General features: G+C 37.9%; 22 protein-coding genes. 6 read left to right on the top strand and 16 right to left on the bottom strand.

Annotated features, from left to right (window positions below; genetic code table 11):
* Nucleotides 1-56 precede the first annotated feature (56 nt).
* Nucleotides 57-353: a HesB/YadR/YfhF family protein gene (locus ACQKL5_RS20640; protein WP_427610714.1), complete on the top strand. Its 297-nt coding sequence runs from the start codon at nt 57-59 to the stop codon at nt 351-353.
* A 48-nt stretch (nt 354-401) separates the two neighbouring features.
* Here ACQKL5_RS20640 and ACQKL5_RS20635 read toward each other — a convergent pair whose 3' ends face one another.
* The 7 genes from ACQKL5_RS20635 to acnA all read right to left on the bottom strand — a co-directional run bounded on the left by ACQKL5_RS20635 (nt 402) and on the right by acnA (nt 6,012).
* A complete protein-coding gene (locus tag ACQKL5_RS20635; protein WP_427610713.1) occupies nt 402-695 on the bottom strand; it encodes a hypothetical protein in 294 nt (97 codons plus the stop codon).
* A 30-nt stretch (nt 696-725) separates the two neighbouring features.
* Nucleotides 726-1,142 carry an acyl-CoA thioesterase gene (locus ACQKL5_RS20630; protein ID WP_427610712.1) on the bottom strand — a complete coding sequence of 139 codons (417 nt, stop codon included), beginning with the start codon at nt 1,140-1,142 and terminating at the stop codon, nt 726-728.
* A 164-nt stretch (nt 1,143-1,306) separates the two neighbouring features.
* Complete coding sequence (locus tag ACQKL5_RS20625; RefSeq protein ID WP_427610711.1) at nt 1,307-1,450, bottom strand: acid-soluble spore protein N; 144 nt, start codon at nt 1,448-1,450, stop codon at nt 1,307-1,309.
* Between the two features lie 167 nt (nt 1,451-1,617).
* Nucleotides 1,618-1,746: an FbpB family small basic protein gene (locus tag ACQKL5_RS20620; protein ID WP_402872652.1), complete on the bottom strand. Its 129-nt coding sequence runs from the start codon at nt 1,744-1,746 to the stop codon at nt 1,618-1,620.
* A 235-nt stretch (nt 1,747-1,981) separates the two neighbouring features.
* The gene (locus ACQKL5_RS20615) at nt 1,982-2,527 is read right to left on the bottom strand and encodes a GNAT family N-acetyltransferase (RefSeq protein WP_427610710.1); all 546 of its coding nucleotides are present in this window, start codon (nt 2,525-2,527) and stop codon (nt 1,982-1,984) included.
* A gap of 27 nt (nt 2,528-2,554) precedes the next feature.
* Nucleotides 2,555-3,088 carry a TlpA disulfide reductase family protein gene (locus ACQKL5_RS20610; RefSeq protein WP_427610709.1) on the bottom strand — a complete coding sequence of 178 codons (534 nt, stop codon included), beginning with the start codon at nt 3,086-3,088 and terminating at the stop codon, nt 2,555-2,557.
* 212 nt (nt 3,089-3,300) lie between these two features.
* On the bottom strand, nt 3,301-6,012 hold the full coding sequence (gene acnA / locus ACQKL5_RS20605) for an aconitate hydratase AcnA (RefSeq protein ID WP_427610708.1): 2,712 nt from the start codon (nt 6,010-6,012) through the stop codon (nt 3,301-3,303).
* Between the two features lie 384 nt (nt 6,013-6,396).
* Between acnA and sspO the strand changes: the two genes are divergently transcribed.
* On the top strand, nt 6,397-6,549 hold the full coding sequence (sspO, locus tag ACQKL5_RS20600; RefSeq protein WP_427610707.1) for a small acid-soluble spore protein O: 153 nt from the start codon (nt 6,397-6,399) through the stop codon (nt 6,547-6,549).
* Between the two features lie 117 nt (nt 6,550-6,666).
* Here the strand turns inward: sspO and ACQKL5_RS20595 are convergent, their stop codons facing one another.
* Entirely contained in the window at nt 6,667-6,930 is a 264-nt protein-coding gene (locus ACQKL5_RS20595; RefSeq protein ID WP_427610706.1) for a hypothetical protein, read from the bottom strand.
* 118 nt (nt 6,931-7,048) lie between these two features.
* Here ACQKL5_RS20595 and ACQKL5_RS20590 point away from each other — a divergent pair, with 118 nt between their 5' ends.
* A complete protein-coding gene (locus tag ACQKL5_RS20590) occupies nt 7,049-7,192 on the top strand; it encodes a small acid-soluble spore protein P (RefSeq protein ID WP_427610705.1) in 144 nt (47 codons plus the stop codon).
* A gap of 725 nt (nt 7,193-7,917) precedes the next feature.
* On the opposite strand, the gene ACQKL5_RS20585 is transcribed toward ACQKL5_RS20590, so the two are convergent.
* Both ACQKL5_RS20585 and ACQKL5_RS20580 read right to left on the bottom strand, forming a co-directional pair.
* Nucleotides 7,918-8,979: an acyl-CoA dehydrogenase family protein gene (locus tag ACQKL5_RS20585; protein WP_427610704.1), complete on the bottom strand. Its 1,062-nt coding sequence runs from the start codon at nt 8,977-8,979 to the stop codon at nt 7,918-7,920.
* Nucleotides 8,980-9,347: 368 nt separating this feature from the next.
* Nucleotides 9,348-9,884 (bottom strand): DUF4242 domain-containing protein, encoded by a 537-nt coding sequence (locus ACQKL5_RS20580; protein ID WP_427610703.1) that lies wholly within the window; start codon nt 9,882-9,884, stop codon nt 9,348-9,350.
* A 134-nt stretch (nt 9,885-10,018) separates the two neighbouring features.
* On the opposite strand from ACQKL5_RS20580, the gene ACQKL5_RS20575 reads away from it, so the two are divergent.
* The gene (locus ACQKL5_RS20575; protein WP_427610702.1) at nt 10,019-10,471 is read left to right on the top strand and encodes a winged helix-turn-helix transcriptional regulator; all 453 of its coding nucleotides are present in this window, start codon (nt 10,019-10,021) and stop codon (nt 10,469-10,471) included.
* A 92-nt stretch (nt 10,472-10,563) separates the two neighbouring features.
* Here ACQKL5_RS20575 and ACQKL5_RS20570 read toward each other — a convergent pair whose 3' ends face one another.
* The 6 genes from ACQKL5_RS20570 to ACQKL5_RS20545 form a co-directional block, all read right to left on the bottom strand.
* Nucleotides 10,564-11,328, bottom strand: coding sequence for an ABC transporter permease (locus tag ACQKL5_RS20570; protein ID WP_427610701.1), 765 nt, complete (start codon nt 11,326-11,328; stop codon nt 10,564-10,566).
* A 5-nt stretch (nt 11,329-11,333) separates the two neighbouring features.
* Complete coding sequence (locus ACQKL5_RS20565) at nt 11,334-12,290, bottom strand: ABC transporter substrate-binding protein (protein ID WP_427610700.1); 957 nt, start codon at nt 12,288-12,290, stop codon at nt 11,334-11,336.
* Between the two features lie 14 nt (nt 12,291-12,304).
* On the bottom strand, nt 12,305-13,087 hold the full coding sequence (locus ACQKL5_RS20560; protein WP_427610699.1) for an ABC transporter ATP-binding protein: 783 nt from the start codon (nt 13,085-13,087) through the stop codon (nt 12,305-12,307).
* Between the two features lie 240 nt (nt 13,088-13,327).
* Nucleotides 13,328-15,049: an ABC transporter ATP-binding protein gene (locus tag ACQKL5_RS20555; RefSeq protein ID WP_427610698.1), complete on the bottom strand. Its 1,722-nt coding sequence runs from the start codon at nt 15,047-15,049 to the stop codon at nt 13,328-13,330.
* A gap of 9 nt (nt 15,050-15,058) precedes the next feature.
* Nucleotides 15,059-15,850 (bottom strand): ABC transporter ATP-binding protein, encoded by a 792-nt coding sequence (locus tag ACQKL5_RS20550; RefSeq protein WP_427610697.1) that lies wholly within the window; start codon nt 15,848-15,850, stop codon nt 15,059-15,061.
* Between the two features lie 112 nt (nt 15,851-15,962).
* Nucleotides 15,963-16,964, bottom strand: a complete 1,002-nt coding sequence (locus ACQKL5_RS20545; RefSeq protein ID WP_427610696.1) for an ABC transporter substrate-binding protein — start codon at nt 16,962-16,964, stop codon at nt 15,963-15,965.
* A 191-nt stretch (nt 16,965-17,155) separates the two neighbouring features.
* On the opposite strand from ACQKL5_RS20545, the gene ACQKL5_RS20540 reads away from it, so the two are divergent.
* Complete coding sequence (locus ACQKL5_RS20540) at nt 17,156-18,139, top strand: FecCD family ABC transporter permease (RefSeq protein WP_427610738.1); 984 nt, start codon at nt 17,156-17,158, stop codon at nt 18,137-18,139.
* Nucleotides 18,139-19,152: a FecCD family ABC transporter permease gene (locus ACQKL5_RS20535; protein WP_427610737.1), complete on the top strand. Its 1,014-nt coding sequence runs from the start codon at nt 18,139-18,141 to the stop codon at nt 19,150-19,152. Before ACQKL5_RS20540 ends, ACQKL5_RS20535 begins: the two co-directional genes overlap by 1 nt.
* Nucleotides 19,153-19,312: the final 160 nt, after the last annotated feature.

The raw sequence follows: 19,312 nt of genomic DNA, 5'->3' as shown, positions 1-19,312 counted from the left end.
TACTATAATTATCTTATAATAAACATGTTCAATTAAAAAGGGAGGAGGTTGACTTATTGAAACTACAAATTTCCGACCGGGCTGCCAACTGGTATATCGATGAGTTAGAATTATCTGAAGGAGCTTATCTTCGTTTCCATGCACGATATGGAGGGGTAAGTACTATTCAAAGTGGATTTTCATTGGGCATCATTCAGGAAGAACCTGAAGCCATAGCAGCTTCACATACAATGGGATCAATCACCTTCTATGTAGAAGAAAAAGATACTTGGTTTTTCGATGGACATGATTTACTGATTAACTTCAATGAGAAAACTGCTGAACCTGAATTTGTATATAAAAAAGGAGCTTGACCATGCAGCAGGATTCCCTGCTGCTGTCAGTTTCCCTTGTTTCCCCTTTTACTTAATTAATCTTTCGTTAATACCTTCAGCTTTAAGAATGTCTCTTTCCCGATCCCCCAATAGGTCAAAATGTGAATAGCCATCCTTCCTGTGATGTATCCATTCTTTTCTCAAACCATATTTATATCCCCACTCAGCTAGACGGTTCAAATCCTTACAGCCGACTTTCGTCACTGTCTTGCAATCAGGAAAACGATCATCAAGCCAATAGTGAGTTAAAAACGCAATTTTCCCTTGGTCAATTTGACGTTTCCAGTTAATAACGTCTACCCGCTTAATTCCGAACGCCATATTTATCACCTCGGTTATGTAACGTAGATATCACTTTTTATTTTTTTCATAGGCTGCATGCCACGCTGGGAATAGTCTTCTGATGGATACAGGTTTAAAGTTTTCCTTCTTAACGCAAACATGCATAGATTGGCCGGTTGCCGCCACTTTATTATCGTGGTTCAGGATTTCATATCCATAAACGACACGGAGACCATCATATTCTTCAATCCATGTCTTGATAAGTACCTTATCACCGTAACGCACGGGAATTTTGTAAGAAGCCTGTATATCCATTACGGGGGAAAGGATGTTCTCCGCCTCCATATCCGCATAACGGAATCCTAAATCATTAATTAATTTTGTCCTTCCAAGTTCCATCCATACAAAGTAATTAGCATGATATACGACTCCCATTTGGTCCGTTTCAGCATAACGAACCTCTATTTCATTTTCTGCTATCAACATTTTTGTTTCCCCACTTTCTTTTCAATTGCACTGTCATCATCTTATCATAATTTCAGAATACCTTTAAAGAATAGAGTCTCCATTCATAATCTGTTATTGAAACAGAAAAGGTAGAGAAAGAAAACGCCCTTCTCCACCTAGACTTTAAATACATAAAATCTTTCTTACTCACCTTTAGTTTGAATGACTTGGGCATGCTTTCCTGAAGTATCTTGCATTTGCTTCCCTTTATTTCCTCCACCTGTTCTCGGTTGTGTACCCAGATGGCTCGGTCTAAAGTGTTTTGAATCTTTTTTGGGATTACTCATTATATATCGCCTCCTTTTTTTAGGATGGTTTTAATAATGAAATTAATGAGTTCCAGTTTTTGATTGTTTTTTTAGAATCCAGATTTAAATGTGTTAACCTCTTCGCATGTAAAAAAAGCCCACAATGAAATATTCATCGCCAGCCCTTTCTTCATGCCCTTATGATTTTATTCAGCCTTTTGCATATGTTTTTGTTCAAGTCGTTCTTCTAGTCTCTCCATTAGCTTGGTGTCCATTAACAATTCCTTTTTATTTTCATTGATCAGTTCCTCAAAGGATCGTTTTCTTTTCTTCATATTTTCACCTTCTTAATATATAGTGTATATTCCATTATTTCCAAATTAACGTAAAATTATGACTATACAAGCAGGTTAATATTAAATTTGCATAATTAGCTATTTTAATTTTCAACAACTGAGATAAAAGTACCAAAATTCAATTAGTATTACCGTCAATTTTTTTAGTGAGGTATAAAAAAACAGCCATTCCTATGTTGGAACGACTGTATTACTTATACCTCTAACGCCACTGTTACTTAAATAACTTATACCAGTATAAAGTTGTTTCAATATTAGGATTATATGACTGCTTTAGTGTGTCAACTCCACCTAGTAAGAATCCTTGTTTTACATAAAATCTGCATGCACCAAGATTATCATCTTGTGTTTCCAACGACATTCCTATTAGATTTCTTTGTTTTGCCCACTCTTCTGCTTTATTTAAGAGCAATTTTCCGACTCCACTGCCTCTATAAGCTTTTTTAGTAGCAATGTTTTCAATATAACAGAAGCGATTCCAATCCTTAATGATTCTAATTTGTCCTATGCAAGTATCATTCATATAAGCTAAAAACAGAGATTTATCCTCTCGGTTTATATATTGGCTCCAATCGAGTTCGTCATCTGGAAAACGCGTTTCCTTAGTTTCATCAAAAAGAACTTCTTTATAAGACCATCTTCCTGATTCTAAACTAGGGACAACTCTGCCATTTAACGAAAAGTATTCATTTGTCATATTGATATCCTCTATTAAGTCATGATTTAATGGAGAAATAATTAGATTACTTTTAAGACCCAAAATTAGACACTTCCTTTATTGATCCCTTCATTTCATGCTATTGATATTTTGTTCCATTTCATTGAACTGCATAGCTTTAACCACTTTATTTCGGATAATGCCTTCACTGTCAATGAAGTATGTAGTTGGAATGGCCATAACTTTATATAGTTCATTTACCGGCCGTTTTGCACTCTGGCTGTCCAAGGGAATCGTAAATGTTATACCATTTTCATCTACAAAGGCCTGTACGTCATTTTCTGGATCAATGTTCACACCCAATATGACAACATCTTCACCAGACTTCTTTGAGTATTTTTCCATGTCCGGCATTTCCTTTTTACAAGGTGGACACCATGTTGCCCAGAAATTCAACAGCACTTTTTTTCCTTTGTAATCAGATAAATTCACCTGTTTCCCATCCAATGTCTCTAGAGTGAAGTCAGGTGCTTTAGCTCCAATCTTCAATCCACCGATTGAATCGCTATCATCTTTTGGTTCAGGCTTATTATCCATTGCTTGTACGATTGCCACCGTAATTAGCGACAGTAAGACAACAGAGGCAATAATTTTTTTCAGCATAACCCCGTCCCCCTAATCCTATACAATAAAAATATTCTTTCCCAACAAGAAATAGAACATATCCATCTCTGTCAACCTCTTACATCTTATCAAGAAAAACACACCCAGAAAAGTGATAAACCAAATTCCCTTAATAAATACTTAGATTTCATAATATCGACACAAAAAAACGCCAAACCTGACATACAGGTTTGGCGTCTCTCAAAGTTAAATTAACCTTTTAGTTTATTACGTAATACCATTTGAAGAATACCACCATGACGGTAGTAGTCGATTTCGATTTCAGAATCAAAACGAACCAATACATCAAACTCTTTTACGTTTCCAGCTTCATCAGTAGCTGTAACAGTTACGATGTCACGAGGTTTAACTGTTTCGTCGATTTTAACGGCAATTGCTTCTTTACCAGTTAAGCCAAGAGTCTCAGCATTTTCTCCTTCTTTGAATTGAAGAGGAAGAACACCCATCAATGCAAGGTTAGAACGGTGAATACGCTCAAAGCTTTCCGCGATGACTGTTTTAATGCCTAGGAGGTTAGTACCTTTTGCAGCCCAGTCACGAGAACTTCCCATACCGTAATCTTTACCAGCAATGACAGCAAGACCTGTACCATCAGCTTTGTATTTCATACATGCATCATAGATAGCCATTACATCGCCTGTTGGCCAGTAAGTAGTGTAACCACCTTCTGTACCTGGAGCAACTTGGTTACGGATACGGATGTTAGCGAATGTTCCACGCATCATCGCTTCATGGTTACCACGACGAGAACCATAAGAGTTAAAGTCACGTGGTTTTACTCCATTTTCACGTAGGTAGATACCAGCTGGTGTATCTTTACCGATGGCACCTGCAGGAGAAATGTGGTCAGTCGTTACTGAATCGCCGAATTTACCAACTACGCGTAAACCTGTAAGCGGGTTAACTGAACCTGGTTCTGTTGATAATCCTTCAAAGAATGGAGGATTTTGAATGTAAGTTGATTTAGAATCGAAAGCATAGATTGCTTCGTTACTTGTTTCAATTTCATTCCAACGTTTGTTATCGTTGAATACAGTTTCGTATTCTTTACGGAATAATTCCGGTGTAACTGTTGCTTTAACAGCAGCGTTAACTTCTTCTTGTGAAGGCCAGATATCAGCAAGGTATACATCGTTACCGTCTTTATCTTTACCAAGAGAATCGTTGTTAAGATCGAAGTCCACTGTACCAGCAAGTGCATATGCAACAACCAATGTTGGAGAAGCAAGGTAGTTTGCTTTCACTAATGGGTGAATACGGCCTTCGAAGTTACGGTTACCTGAAAGTACAGATGTTACAAGAAGATCTGCTTCAGCAACTGCTGCTTCGATTTCGTCTGCTAATGGACCTGAGTTACCGATACATGTTGTACATCCGTACCCAACGATGTTGAATCCTAATTGATCCAAGTATGGTTGAAGACCTGCATCACGAAGGTAACCAGTAACAACTTTAGAACCTGGTGCTAATGATGTTTTAACATATTCAGGAACAGTCAAACCTTTTTCAACAGCTTTTTTAGCAATAAGACCTGCTCCAAGCATTACGTATGGGTTAGAAGTATTTGTACAGCTTGTGATTGCAGCAATTGCGATCGCGCCTGTTTTCATAGTAGTTTCATTGCCATTAGCAAATTTAACTGTTACTTCTTTATCCAATTCAGCTTCAGTCATGCCGAAACCTTGGTTACCCATAGGTGCATTGATTGCATCATGGAAAGATTGCTTCATTTGAGAAAGTGGAATCAAATCTTGCGGACGTTTAGGTCCTGAAAGGTTTGGCTCAATTGCTGAAAGGTCGATTTCCACAACATCATTGTATGCTGGGTCTTCGTTTTCAGGAGAATAGAACAATCCATTTTCTTTGCAGTATGTTTCAACCACTTTGATTTGTTTTTCATCGCGGCCTGTTAAGCGCATGTAATCGATTGCTTCAGCATCAACCGGGAAGAATCCAACTGTAGCGCCGTATTCAGGAGCCATGTTAGCGATTGTTGCACGATCAGCAAGTGGAAGATATCCTACTCCAGGTCCGTAGAACTCAACGAATTTACCAACTACGCCATGTGCACGAAGAACTTGAGTCACTTTCAATGCAAGGTCAGTAGCCGTTGTTCCGTTAGGAAGTTGACCAGTTAGTTTTACTCCCACTACTTTTGGAACTGGGAAGTAAGATGGCTGTCCAAGCATACCTGCTTCAGCTTCAATACCACCAACGCCCCATCCAAGAACACCAATACCATTGATCATTGTAGTATGTGAATCCGTACCGAATACAGAGTCAGGGAATACTTCACAATCTCCATTTGGAGTTTCAACAGCGTGAACTACGTTCGCAAGGAACTCAAGGTTTACTTGGTGAACGATACCAGTTGCTGGTGGAACAGCACGGTAGTTATTGAATGATTTTTGAGCCCAGCTTAGGAACTGGTAACGCTCTGCATTACGTTCAAATTCAAGATCCATATTGGCATCAAGAGAATCAGCTGTACCTGCTCTATCAACTTGTACAGAGTGGTCAATTACAAGATCAACTGGAATTTCAGGGTTGATTTTATCAGGATCTCCACCAAGTGCAGCGAATGCATTACGTAGAGAAGCTAAATCTACAACAACTGGTACACCAGTGAAATCTTGTAGGATGACACGTGAAGGTTTGAATGGAACATCTATATCTTGTTGCTCGCTTGTTCCCCATTTAGCAAGGTTTGCAACATGTTCTTTTGTAATTACTCTTCCGTCTACTTGGCGAAGTACCGCTTCAAGTAGTACTTTAATAGAATATGGAAGGCGTGATACTTTGCCGTCCCCTGCTTTTTCAATAGCGTCTAGGCTGTAGTAGTTGTAGCGTTGCCCTTCAATTTCAAAAGACTTACGCGCTTGATATACGTCGTTCTTTGTCATGAATATTACCCCCTATTAAACTGTCAGAACAATTCTGCACATAAAAGTAAAACCTGGTCATTAAGACCATGTTTACTATGGTTATAAGTGAAAAGTTAGTTTTGTCGAAATTTTATCTCTCTTCTCCCACCCTAACTCTCTCTTCTATCTAATAGTAATATAGAAATGAGCATAAGTAAATAACAAGAAAGTTATTGTTTTTGATAAGTTTATCTTATGTAAAATTCCTTAACACTTTTAGGAATGTTCATTGCACGCTTTAAAGAAGCTTTTTTCTAGTCCATTTCCCATAATTTTCAGCTGAAAAATTATTCCAACAAAACATATTTGAAGATCATACATAATCATCGTACCTTATGACACTCTATGAATGGAGGTGTCGAAATGGCAAAACAAAAAGCAAATCATGTAATACCGGGAATGAACGCAGCTAAATCTCAAGGTAACGGGGCAGGTTACAATGATGAATTGGGTAATGAACCACCTTTAACAGAGGAACAAAGGCAAAATAATAAAAAACGCAAGAAAAATCAATGATTACGATGTAGCTCATGAAAATAGGCTTTTTGAAGGTACTGATAACTCTTCAAAAAGCCTAATATATTTTGCTGATGATACTCCACAGTCAGTTCCTATCAGTTTTAATTATCACCATCAATAGCTATCAGAATTGACTTCGTTCACAATTTCTTGGATATCCTGCTCAAATTGCCTTAACTGTTCACGCTGATGCTCAGAAGCCGTAGTTAAAGCAGATTGGATTTGCTGATAAGCTTCATTCACTTCCTGTTTTACATGATTCAATTCTGCCCCATAGTTTGGTGCTGTCTTTTCAATCGCAAAGAATGCATCATTTACTTGTTTGAAGCTTTGCTGTGCCTCTTGAAAAGACCTCCGCTTATCTTGTTTATCCTGCATTAGTTTCAGCTCCTCAATATGTTTGTTTTCAATCATTAGGATGTACGTTGGTTGCAAATATATGCTCGTGAATAAATTTACTCGAACTGATTATCTTAACAATTAGGAGGGATGTCATATGAGTAAAAATGATGGAAAAAGCATGCAAAAAAATGCACCTCAAGAAAAAAAATCCGGTCAGCCTGAACCGCTAAGTGGATCTCATAAAGTGAAAAACAGACAACACTCTCGACAAAAACATAACAGCAGTCACGATATGTAATAGCCCGCTTCAACAAAAAAACGGTGCAGCCACTAACTGGTTCGCACCGTTTTTTGCACGTAACATTTCAGGTTACTTTACCTTAATTTTTATACGCCCCACTCCCGTATTGAACCAGAACATAATAAATGCATTCTGGTAAGGAGATGGAAATTGAACTGGTGCTAGGTTTTTATACATGATAGTCCGTGTTTATTTTTATAAATCTTATCCTTTGAATTGACGATTAAGATTTCTCTCTGCTCTTTATGTGTATTATTATAAGTGATTGTCACTTTCCTTTTTATCTTTACGGAAAAATTCATATAATCTTTATCCGTGAATTGTTGTAAAACACCGTAATCGTTTTTATTTAATTGAGGTAGCTGTTTTTAACTGTATCGTTACTTTCCTTTTCATAATACTCACTCAATTTGAAGGTAGCCTTTACGTTATAAGACATGTCTTTATTCCCGAATTAACAAAATAATATGTATCTTTATTCAAATCGCTTTCACTGGTTTTCGTGCCATCCTTAATTTGTGTGTAATAGTCATCTAGACGGATCCCTTACTGACTAAAACTTCTACTTTTATACGTTTTTACATAAACTTTCGGATTTCCTTTTTCTTAAGCTTTCTATTTAATAAAGGAATACCATATGCATTTTGACCCTTATTATATTCAAAGGGATGTAATTTACAAAACAAAAACCCCCATGAGTAAACATTCTCATGAGGAAATTGTTATACAGTAAGGACTTTTTCCAAATGCTTCACTGTTGGTGTCAGGTTTGCAAAGAAATATGCCTCTCTAAGTTTTCTTGATGGTGCACTGTCTTTTAAATAACCTGCACTGCCGTTATGAAGCATATTTGTTTGAACAGCCTTAAGTGTTAGGTAAGCAACTTTAAGCCTGATATCCGCAACATCTTTCCAATTAAGAGATTCATCACGATTAAATATTGTTAAAACCTTTTCCTCTAGTTTTCGCGCTTCCTCTTGCAAATCGTCTGATTGAGTTTTTAAATATAGATTACACCCATTCTGCTTCTGACCAACCTTTTCGATTAATTCGATAGATGCTTGGGTAACACCTAGTCCTAGGGGGATTTGATAAGCAATGAATGCTGGACGAATTTTCTCCACAAACAAATCAGCATTTTCAGACAGTATCCATTCTTTAGGAATAAATACATCATTAAAGGCACACGCATACGTAGAACTACCATTAATCCCTAAGTAATCCACCTTCTCTTTAAGCTTCAAACCGGATACGTTACAAGGAACAACGCCCATAATACGTTTGTTCTCGCTTACACCCGCAACTAACCCAAACCAATGGTTCTCCCCAAGATTAGAAACGGACGCTAATACACCATTAATGATATAACCGCCTTCAACCGGTTCCGCACTCAAATTCAGTTTCTCAAGCCCCGCGTAATACTTCATCGGATTGGATAAACCTGTTGCACCTAATATTTCCCCATTTTCAAAAGATGACAATAACTTATTTTTTATTTCTAAATTATCAGTTTTCCGGATATAAGTTAATGCAGCCAAGTGACACCAGAGACAAAATGCTGTGGTCATGCATACTTTAGCCGTTTCTTTAACTACATGCATTTCATCTAATAACATTTCTTTATCCTGCTTATTAATAGAAGAAAACAGGCCCGCTTCACCGAGCTTTTTCAGAAAACCATCTGCATAAAAAGCATCAGCATCAATTTTCTTTACGAAAGGCTTTAATTCTTTTTCAATTAATTGTTCGATCATAAGATTTTTTTCCACTATGCACGATTCCATGACCAAAATTCCTCCCTATTTATATTTAGTATCTGTATAAAATTTAGTGATGCAAGTAATCGGTGATGAGTCTGTAGAAATTGTTGTGTCACTAGAAAAGCACAACATAGAAGGAAAACTTTTTTGTAAATTCGATGATAACTTTTATGAATAGTAACAGGACTTTATTAACCAAAAACACTTTATCTATTTAGAAAAGCAAGAAACTCACTTATTCACATTAGTTTAGTTGGTTTAAGGTTATTTTATTATACCCCATTCAAAATAGCAACCCTCTACTCGAAATTTTCAGATAATATCTTCTTTAAAAAATAAAAAAAATGACACCCAAACCTCACTGGTTTAAGTGTCATTTTTTTAAGATCAGTTTATTTGGTTTCTGTATGAATCTCCGTAATAGAAGTTATAGGAGTTTGGACTGCTTCACGAGCACGTTTAATTGCTGCTTCATCAGGTGCATCGTAGAAGCAAAGACATTTTGTCATATCTTCACACACATACGTTCTTGAGAAGGCCACCTCTGGCACCTCTTGATAATGTACGGAATTCTTTTTCTTTCTCGCCAAGTATTGTTCCATCGTAAGGTTTTCCGGGATATTCCATTCAACTAAGTAGTTGACCACCTCATTGTATTTCTTCACATCTTCTAATTCTTTTCCGACGAGGCGAACTTCTTTCACAAGTTCTACAGAAATACCCTCACCTTTTAATGCCTCAGTTGCTGCATTTTGATTTTCTCCTTCAATAATGAAGAATGAACGGGAGAAATCCTTAGATAGTTGAAGTTCCACTAATGAAGCTTTGCTGTCCCTCAGTTTCGATTGTAGTTCCGACACCTTCTGATCCAGTTCTTCTTTTGTTGATACGATGTCTTTCAATGAAGATTCAATTAAATATAGTCCCATGATAAAACCCTCACTTTTTTTATTTTTAGGTGGAAATGTTTATAAGGTTATTTTATTATACTTAGTTAAAAAAATCAACTTTGTTGTTTTTTTAATAACTATGGTAAAATCAAATCAAACAACGGAGGGATACTATGAAAACTAGGTACGATTTGCCCTGTAATATCGCCCAGTCACTAAATATCATCGGTGACCGATGGACCTTATTGGTAGTACATGAAATATTAAACGGGCATACAATGTTTAACGAAATAAAAAAAGCCCTAAGTGGAATTTCATCTAATCTTTTATCAGAACGGCTGAAGTACTTGGAAAAGGAAGGTTTGGTTACAGCGGAACTTTATACTGACCACCCTCCTCGTTACCGTTATACATTGACTAAAAGTGGCGAGGAGTTGGAAGATGTCTTCAACTCACTCATTATTTGGGGAAGCAATCATTTACAAAAATGTTATAAACAGCTTATTGATCCTGTAACTGGCGATGAAGTGAACATTGGCTATTATTCTAAAAAAACAGGAGAACGGGTCCAAGATATAAAAGTCATTCCTGTTGAGAAAGAACTTCTAACCGTCGAAGATGAATAAATGAATCCCACCTAATAAACCGTCATTGATCACAAATGAACGAAGAAACGCTTAGCAATGAACTAGCGTTTCTTTGTTCGTTTCTGCTTTGGTTAATTCGAAAATCTTCCCCAGTGTTTTCCTACCCATTGTTCGAATAACCCAATTAATCGGTCCAATAAAAAACCACAAACACCAATAAAGACAATACCTGCCAATACATAATCGAGATTCAATGTATTTCTAGCATCCACGATTAAATAACCAAGACCTGATTGAGCGCCTACCATTTCTCCTGCAACCAAGAAAATCCACGCCGTTCCAAGGGCAAGGTGAAGACCACTCACGACAGATGGAAAAGCTGCAGGAAAAATAATTTTAATCATTAATTGCATCTTCTTAATTTCTAAATTTTCCGCAATTTTTAAATAGGAACGATCAATTTTCTTAACACCCGCAACCGTCGTCAATAGAACGGGATAAAAAGCAGCTACGAAAATAATTGCAATCGCGGGCATATTCCCGATTCCAAACCAAAGTACGATAAAGGGGGACCAAGCAACCGGGGAAACAGGCCTCAGTACTTGTACGATTGGATCGATTATATTCCAGAGACGAGGGGTTCTTCCTAAGACCATTCCTAAAAGAACAGCTGGAATGACTGCCAATAAATAACCTGCAATAAATCTCCCGAGACTTACTTTTAAGTGGATGAATAACGTCCCATTAACTATGAGAGTGATGATCGCTTCTCCAACACTTAATGGTGAAGGTAAGAGAGCTTCTTCATATCCGCCTATCCAAATAATCACTTGCCATAGTAGGATTAATACAATCATTCCAATCATAAAATTCATCAGTTTTTTTATTAGATTCATCTTTATCACATCGCTTTATCTATATATGTATTGTCTACGAATTCTTCATAGGATGGCGGGTTGTCGAATAAAGCCATCTCGATTACGGATTTGCGAAGCTTGTTATATTCATCTTTATCGATACGTAATCCATCAAATGATATCCATTTAAGTGATAAATCGAGCACTTCTTTCTCTACCTTCATATATTGATCAAATGAATCAACTAGATTTTGGTCTTTTTGTTCCGCTATCTCACTAGTCTTTACATATTGTGTCACCAATGATTGAGTGGCGTCATGATTGGACTGAATAAAATCATTTCTCAAAACAAGTACACAACAATACGAATTAGGCCATAAATCATCTGATTGGTGAAGCACTTTCCCTTTATCGAGTTGAACGGCCATTGCTCCAAACGGTTCAGCTACTGCATATCCAGAAATCCGGTTCTCAGATAGTGCTGCCGGCATTTCAGCAGGTGGCATCTCGACAACGTTTACATCTTCATACTTTACACCATCTTTTTTAAGCATTTCATTCAGTAAAATGTTTTGTGTTGAGTATTTATGCGGAATCGCAAATGTTCTACCTATTAAATCTTTTGTGCTATCAATCTCTTTTGATGAAATAACTACATTCCCATCTTTATGGCCGAGTGCAACAGCTTTTAAGTCGATACCTTTCACTTTAGCTTTCATGGCTAGTTCTACTAATACAGAAGCGCCTTCCACCCGTCCCGTATTTAATGCATCCATCAGATCAGGCCAGGAACTGAACTTAACAAGCTCAATATTGTATTCAGCATATTCCCCTCCATACGTGTAATTATCCAGATATAGTACACCGGCATGGGTAGTAGGAAGGTAGCCAATTTTAATAGTTGGTTTACTTGAAGTTTGCTGTGTTGACTGACCACATGACGCCGTAAAAAGCAAAACGAAAGTAATCAATAGAGAAAGCCCCCAACTTTTCTTGCTCAAAACACCACTCCCTCTCAGATGTTATACTCCGGAACGAATTGATCACCACTTAACTCGAATTCTTCTAAAATCTTCTTTCGATAATAATGAAAATCCCCATGTGCCCGATCACGTGGTTTTACAAGCTTTATAGGGATATCTTTGAATATTCTCCCTGGATGTGATTCCATGATCAATATTCTGTCAGATAAATAGACAGCTTCATCTATATCATGAGTAACAAGGAGAATGGTCGTTCTCTTCTTCTCTTGAATTCTAAGAAGTTCATCTTGTAAATGGTATCGGTTGAATGTATCCAGCGCCGCAAATGGCTCATCCATCAAGATGACATCGGGTGCAATAGCAAGAGCACGAGCAATTGCGACACGTTGTTGCATCCCACCGGATAATTGGTGGGGGAACTGGTGTAGATGCCCTTCAAGCCCGACAAGCTTCAACGCTTCCATCACCCGTTCGTTTTTTTCCTCACGTGATATTTTTTCTCCAGCAAGACCTAATTCCACATTTTTTAAAACAGAACGCCACGGAAGGAGATTGATTTGTTGAAACAGCATGACACACTTTTTGGTTGGCTGTTTAATAGATTTCCCATCTAGAATCACGCTTCCTTCATCCGGCTTTTCAAAGCCTCCAACCATGTTGAGAAGTGTACTTTTTCCACATCCGCTTTTTCCAAGTAATGTGACTATTTCTCCTTTTTCCACATGAAAAGAAACACGATCAAGAACATTTATTATTTGTTTTCCATTTTGAAACGATTTATTTACATTGGTTACTTCTATGATTTGTTGTTGCACAAGCTGCCCTCCTGAATATATAAATATTCCAATTAGTTTAGTTGGTTTTAAGTTATTTTATTATACTACATTCAAAAACACAACCTTAAATTTCTGTCTATTTCTAATTATCCGTATATTCGTTTGCAGTTTAATGAAAAAGGTAGCCATCTATCTTTTACAAGTTCAACTAAAAACGCTTTATCAAACAAAAAAGTGTTCCCCATTATGCTGGTGAACACTTTTTGTGATTATTCAGTATTATACTGTTTGGGCGAGAATTAATTTCTTATATGCCCCTTCGTGATGTATCAACTTATCATGAGTTCCTTGTTCGATAATTTGGCCATTTTGAACGACGATTATCCGATCAGCATGCTTAATCGTTGCTAACCTATGGGCAATGATAATCGTTGTTCGATTTACAGAAAGCCGTTCCAATGCTTCTTGAACAGCCTTTTCGGTCTCTGTATCCAATGCAGAGGTAGCTTCGTCCAGAATTAAAATAGGAGGATTTTTCAGGAAAATGCGGGCGATTGAAACTCGTTGCTTTTGCCCACCTGACAGCTTCACACCACGCTCGCCGATTAATGTATCCAATCCTTCAGGCAAATGCTCAATCACATTTATTAGTTGAGCATCCTCGATCGCCTTCTCCAATTGGCTAGCAGTAGCATTCTTATTTCCGTACATGATGTTATCACGGATTGTTCCTTCAAACAAAAATACATCTTGCTGAACGATTCCAATATGCTTTCGTAATGAACTTAATGTAAAATCCCGAATATCTATGCCATCGATTTGAATGCTGCCTGACTGTATATCGTAAAAGCGTGGCAACAAACTGCTTATTGTTGTCTTACCACCACCTGATGGTCCTACCATAGCAATTGTATCCCCAGCTGGCACACTGAAAGTAACATTATTTAAAATGGTTCTGTTTGAGTCATAACCAAATGAAACATCTCTAAAAGTTACATCACCTTTTACATCATCGATTGTTACAGCATGATCTCTGTCCTGGATATCAGGAAGCATGTCAACCAATTCAAGATATCTCTTGAATCCCGCATAACCTTTAGGTAACGTTTCAATGATCGCACTGATCTGCTGAATCGGCGCGACGAAGATATTTGATAACATAATAAAGGCAACAAATTCGCCGTATGTCATTTTTCCGTGAATCACATACCAGGCTCCGCAACCCAATACTGTTAGAGCAACCAATTTCATGAGAAGGAAGTTTATCGAAGTACTCCACGACATGATTTTATAGGCCAATAATTTTGTATGACGGAATTCGGAGTTAGAACGATTAAATAACTCAATTTCATGATCTTCCTTGGTAAAAGACTGTACAACACGGATGCCACTTATATTATTTTCTATACGGGCATTATAATTCGCTATATTACCAAACATGGAATGAAAGGCTTTGGTCATGCGACGGCTGAAATATACAGATAGGACGATTAAAAAAGGAACGACAGCAAAAACAATAACCGCTAGCTGCCAATTTATTTGGAACATGACGAAGAACGCTCCGAAAATGGTCATGAAGGCAATGAATAAATCTTCGGGACCATGATGGGCGACTTCTCCAATATCCATTAAATCACTCGTCATCCTAGAAACTAAATGACCCGTTTTATTATTATCGAAGAAAGTGAAAGATTGTTTTTGAAGTTTAGAAAATAAATTTTTCCGTAGATCCGTTTCGATATTAATACCAAGTTTGTGTCCATAATACGTGACGACAAAATGCAAACCGGTACTCAGTAAATAGATACCAAGGAGTCCTATACATGAAAGGATGATGATCCTCCAGTTATTGGTCGGTAACAAATCATCTATAACCTGGTTCACGGCCAATGGGAAAATCAGTTCCAAAAGGGCGATGAATACAGCACTTGAAAAGTCAATAATGAACAGCCCTTTATAGGGTCTATAATAATTAAAAAAACGCTTGATGACCAAAAACATGTTATCTCCTCATTTATCCCGAATTAAGTCATACGTCATGCATAAGGGCTTCCCTGTACGAGAGTCTTTTACAATCTCCGCATCGATATTGAATACTTCTCTTAATATTTCTTTTTTCATTACGTCTTCACTTTTCCCCTCTTTTATGAGAAGGCCATCTTTTAAGGCAATCATGTTATGGGAGAAACGAGCTGCATGGTTAAGATCATGCAGTACCATTATAATCGTCCGACTTTGCTTTTCATTCAGGTCTTTTAACAACTCCAGCACCTCAAGTTGATGTGCCATATCCAAATATGTTGTCGGCTCATCCAAAAAGATGATTTCCGTTTCCTGAGCTAGAGCCATCGCAATCCAGACACGTTGCCGCTGCCCACCGGAAAGTGAATCGACAGAGCGAAATTTGAAATCTGCCGTATTCGTGACCTCCAACGCCCAATCTATAATCTCATAATCTCTTACTGATAATTTACCAAACCCTTTTTGGTAGGGAAAACGTCCATAGGAAATGAGTTCATGAACAGTTAACCCCGCAGGCGCGTCTTGAGTTTGAGGAAGGATGGCCATTTTCCTTGCTAATTCTTTAGTATTTTCCTTTGCTATGGACTGCCCATCCAGCAATACACTTCCGCTCATATGAGGAATGATTCTCGTGATTGCCTTAAGCAATGTGGATTTCCCACAACCATTAGGTCCAATTATCGTAGTGATCTCGTTGCTTTTGAACTGAAGGCTCATATTATCCACGATAATGTGGTCTTGATAACCTACATACAGTTCTTTTGTTAATAAGTGGCCCATCTCATGACCTTCTTTCAGTAGGAATTTCACTCAAACACCAGAAGTAGGAGAAATTATATGATTTCTCAAAAAAATAAAGGCTATCTCCACAAAAGTGATAGCCTTTATTATACTATTTCACTAAACTTTTTAAAACATTATCAATGATTTGCCCGTTAGCGATGGCGCCTGTATACAACCAGCTTTCATCAGGTGAGAATTCATGAACATTCCCAGCCTTGACAGCAGGTACGCTTTTCCATAACTTGTCGCTTAAAGCTTTAGAGCCCGAAGAATCATCACTATTGACTAAAAATAGATGTTCCGCATCCAGCTCCACTAATTTCTCTAAAGAAATTTCACTCCAATTCCCGGTTGCTTTAGCTGAGATTTCTTTTACGACATTTGGCTCTTTTAACCCTAAATCACCGTACATAACCGCACCACTTGAAAGGTTATCGCTAACAATGAAGAATTTGCCGCCTACTAACCAAACAGCTGCCACTGAAGGGTTACCTACTTTTTCTTCAAGCGTGACTTTAGCTTCTTTTGCTTTTTCATCATAATCTTTCAAAGCTTTTTGAGCTTGATCTTCTTTACCGAACACTTCTCCGACTCGTGTCAGTTCATCGCGCCAGTCATTATTGACTTCCTTACCGATCACATATGTAGGAGCAATCTTATTATACTGTTCGTATTTACCGCCTTCTACCATGGCAGCTGAATCCATAATGATTAAGTCCGGTTCCATTTTTTGCACGGATTCAAATGGAAGATCATATGGAATTGTCGGAATGCCCTCTAACTCATTTTGTAAATATCCCTGAACTTCCGCTCCATCACTTACACTCCATTGGGCGACCGGTTCGATGCCTAGAGCAACCAGATTATCTTCAAGATATGTAGCGATGATACGTTTTGGATTAGCCGGAATGACGACTTTATTGCCCATTGCATCCGTCAAAGTTTTTGACTTAGCTTCTTGTTGTCCATCTTTACTTGATGACTCTTCTGTTTTGCTTGTTGAACCCTCATCTTTTTGGGTTTCATCGTCACTACAACCAGCTAAAGAAAAAGCTAATATCCCAGCTCCTAATAATTGAATCATTTTTTTCTTACTAATGACATTATACATTTTAATCCCCCTAGAGATATGATAGACTATAATTTGTTTGTTGATATTGACTATAATTGATAATTGTTATCAACTAATTTAAATATAGAACGATATTAATGTCAATAATTATTTTTTAGAGAGTAGTTGTTACTATGGAGTCAAAATCAAAAGAACCTACTGCTTCACTTCATACCAATAAAAATCTCTTCATGAGTATGGTTATATTTATAGTAGGTTTGGTCGCTCTGGTCATTTCCATTATCGTGTCCGTGAATTTTGGGGCTGCAGACCTAAACTATCGTGACGTGATTAATGCATTATTTGAATTTGACGGGAATAACTCTTCTCATGTCATCATTCGGGAATTAAGATTCCCCCGGGCCATTGCTGCAGTATGTGTCGGAGCCGCCCTAGCTGTTTCCGGAGCCATTATGCAGGGGATGATTAGAAATCCCTTGGCTGACCCTTCCATTATGGGTGTAACAGCCGGTTCTTCCTTTTTTATAGCGATCGCTTTAGCCTTTATGCCTGGCATGACCTATATAGGTTTAATGATGTTTTCCTTTGCCGGTGCAGGGTTAGGTGCTGCTATTGTCTTTGGCATTACATCGCTTACTAGAGGTGGAAGCACACCAGTCAAATTAGCGTTGGCCGGTTCGGCTATTGCTTCCCTTTTAAGTTCGCTTTCTACTGCGATCGGCATAAAGTTCAATGTATCAAAAGATATTAGTTATTGGTTTGTAGGGAGCGTCTCAAGCGTTCAGCCACAACATATATCATTTGCTCTCCCCTTTATTCTAGGAGGGCTTTTGTTGGCCCTATTCCTTTCGCGCTCTATATCTATCCTGAGCTTGGGCGAGGAAGTGGCACGTGGGCTTGGACAAAATATAACCCTCGTAAAGTTCACAGGTACCATTGTGGTGCTATTACTTACTGGGGCAGCAGTTTCGATTGCCGGAATGATTGGATTTATCGGACTGGTCATCCCCCATATTGTACGGTTCTTAATTGGCAGTGATTACCGATTGATCATTCCTTGCTCAGCCGTTTTAGGCGGAACTTTGTTAGTAGTTTCAGATATCATAGGACGAACGGTGAACATACCGTTTGAAACGCCTGTTGGAGCCATAACAGCTATCATTGGTGTCCCCTTATTCCTATATTTAGCGCGTAAAGAGGGGAGCGGAATATGATGCGTAAAGAAAGAAACCTTTTTAAATTATTGTTAATTATAGGCATCCTTTTAACCGTATTTGTTTTTTTCATCAGCATTAATGCCGGTTACATAAAAATTCCTTTAAGCGAAGTGATCAATACGCTTTTGGGCAACGGTACTCCTCAAAACGAGTTAACCATCTTTGAATTCCGTTTGCCAAGAATTGTCATGGCGATACTTGTTGGGATGGGAATAGCCGTTTCTGGGGCCATTTTACAAGGACTATCCCAAAACCCTTTAGCTGATCCGGGAATCATCGGGATCAATTCAGGAGCAGGTTTTGCCATCGTATTGTATATGTTCTTTTTCCAAGGCACGGCCTTCTTAACAGGCTGGGCCTCCGTATTCATAATGCCTTTCGCTGCTTTAGTCGGTGCTTTTCTTGCCGCTTTCTTAATCTATATTTTATCGTGGAAAAACGGTAAAGTGACACCTGTTAGATTATTGTTAGTAGGTATTGGAATCAATGCAGCATTCATGGCGGGCTTGGTCATTTTCCAGATGAAAATGGAGCCAAACGATTTCATGAAGACCATAGTCTGGCTATCAGGAACCATCTGGGGCACAAACTGGAATTTTGTTTGGGCACTATTGCCGTGGTTATTCATTCTGATTCCAATCACATTCTATAAATCAAGAAATCTTGATGTAATGAGCTTAGGTGACCAGATTGCGATTGGCATAGGTCTACCTATTGAAAAAGAACGTAGAGTATTATTGCTCATATCAGTTGCACTAGCAGGTGCGTGCGTATCCGTTGGTGGGGGCATAACATTCTTGGGACTAATCGCTCCACACATCGCTAGAAAATTAGTCGGACCTAGACATGCAAGGTTATTGCTAATGACTGCAGTATTAGGCGGTCTTCTGCTTTTATCTGCTGATACGATTGGTAGAGTTATTATGGCACCAATGGAATTACCGGTGGGTATTATCGTTTCCATTTTGGGAGCACCTTATTTTATTTATTTACTTGTGAAAAAAATCTAAATATCAGAACCTGTACATTTATTAAAAATAGTAAAGAAACGAACTCCTATATTAGCAAGTTCGTCAGGGGGCTGTCTAATAAGTCCCTAAAATAAAACAGGTGGAGAAAAACAACTCGTTTTTCTCCACCTGTTTTTCTATTGTTATAATTATTCATTGA

The sequence above is a fragment of the Peribacillus sp. NPDC097675 genome, assembly GCF_050277655.1.
GTDB lineage: Bacteria > Bacillota > Bacilli > Bacillales > DSM-1321 > Peribacillus.
The sequence above is the reverse complement of the archived record's forward strand: the minus strand, read 5'-3'. Positions and strand labels throughout refer to the sequence as shown.

Bases quoted from the DNA above. Each gene is read 5' to 3' on its own strand.
- acnA (WP_427610708.1), bottom strand. From the start codon at position 6,012: ATGACAAAGAACGACGTATATCAAGCGCGTAAGTCTTTTGAAATTGAA.
- ACQKL5_RS20535 (WP_427610737.1), top strand. From the start codon at position 18,139: ATGCGTAAAGAAAGAAACCTTTTTAAATTATTGTTAATTATAGGCATC.
- ACQKL5_RS20540 (WP_427610738.1), top strand. From the start codon at position 17,156: ATGAGTATGGTTATATTTATAGTAGGTTTGGTCGCTCTGGTCATTTCC.
- ACQKL5_RS20635 (WP_427610713.1), bottom strand. From the start codon at position 695: ATGGCGTTCGGAATTAAGCGGGTAGACGTTATTAACTGGAAACGTCAA.
- ACQKL5_RS20555 (WP_427610698.1), bottom strand. From the start codon at position 15,049: ATGTTTTTGGTCATCAAGCGTTTTTTTAATTATTATAGACCCTATAAA.
- ACQKL5_RS20625 (WP_427610711.1), bottom strand. From the start codon at position 1,450: ATGAGTAATCCCAAAAAAGATTCAAAACACTTTAGACCGAGCCATCTG.
- ACQKL5_RS20580 (WP_427610703.1), bottom strand. From the start codon at position 9,884: ATGGGACTATATTTAATTGAATCTTCATTGAAAGACATCGTATCAACA.
- ACQKL5_RS20585 (WP_427610704.1), bottom strand. From the start codon at position 8,979: ATGGAATCGTGCATAGTGGAAAAAAATCTTATGATCGAACAATTAATT.
- ACQKL5_RS20545 (WP_427610696.1), bottom strand. From the start codon at position 16,964: ATGTATAATGTCATTAGTAAGAAAAAAATGATTCAATTATTAGGAGCT.
- ACQKL5_RS20620 (WP_402872652.1), bottom strand. From the start codon at position 1,746: ATGAAGAAAAGAAAACGATCCTTTGAGGAACTGATCAATGAAAATAAA.
- ACQKL5_RS20630 (WP_427610712.1), bottom strand. From the start codon at position 1,142: ATGTTGATAGCAGAAAATGAAATAGAGGTTCGTTATGCTGAAACGGAC.
- ACQKL5_RS20595 (WP_427610706.1), bottom strand. From the start codon at position 6,930: ATGCAGGATAAACAAGATAAGCGGAGGTCTTTTCAAGAGGCACAGCAA.
- ACQKL5_RS20590 (WP_427610705.1), top strand. From the start codon at position 7,049: ATGAGTAAAAATGATGGAAAAAGCATGCAAAAAAATGCACCTCAAGAA.
- ACQKL5_RS20570 (WP_427610701.1), bottom strand. From the start codon at position 11,328: ATGAATCTAATAAAAAAACTGATGAATTTTATGATTGGAATGATTGTA.
- ACQKL5_RS20575 (WP_427610702.1), top strand. From the start codon at position 10,019: ATGAAAACTAGGTACGATTTGCCCTGTAATATCGCCCAGTCACTAAAT.
- ACQKL5_RS20610 (WP_427610709.1), bottom strand. From the start codon at position 3,088: ATGCTGAAAAAAATTATTGCCTCTGTTGTCTTACTGTCGCTAATTACG.
- sspO (WP_427610707.1), top strand. From the start codon at position 6,397: ATGGCAAAACAAAAAGCAAATCATGTAATACCGGGAATGAACGCAGCT.
- ACQKL5_RS20550 (WP_427610697.1), bottom strand. From the start codon at position 15,850: ATGGGCCACTTATTAACAAAAGAACTGTATGTAGGTTATCAAGACCAC.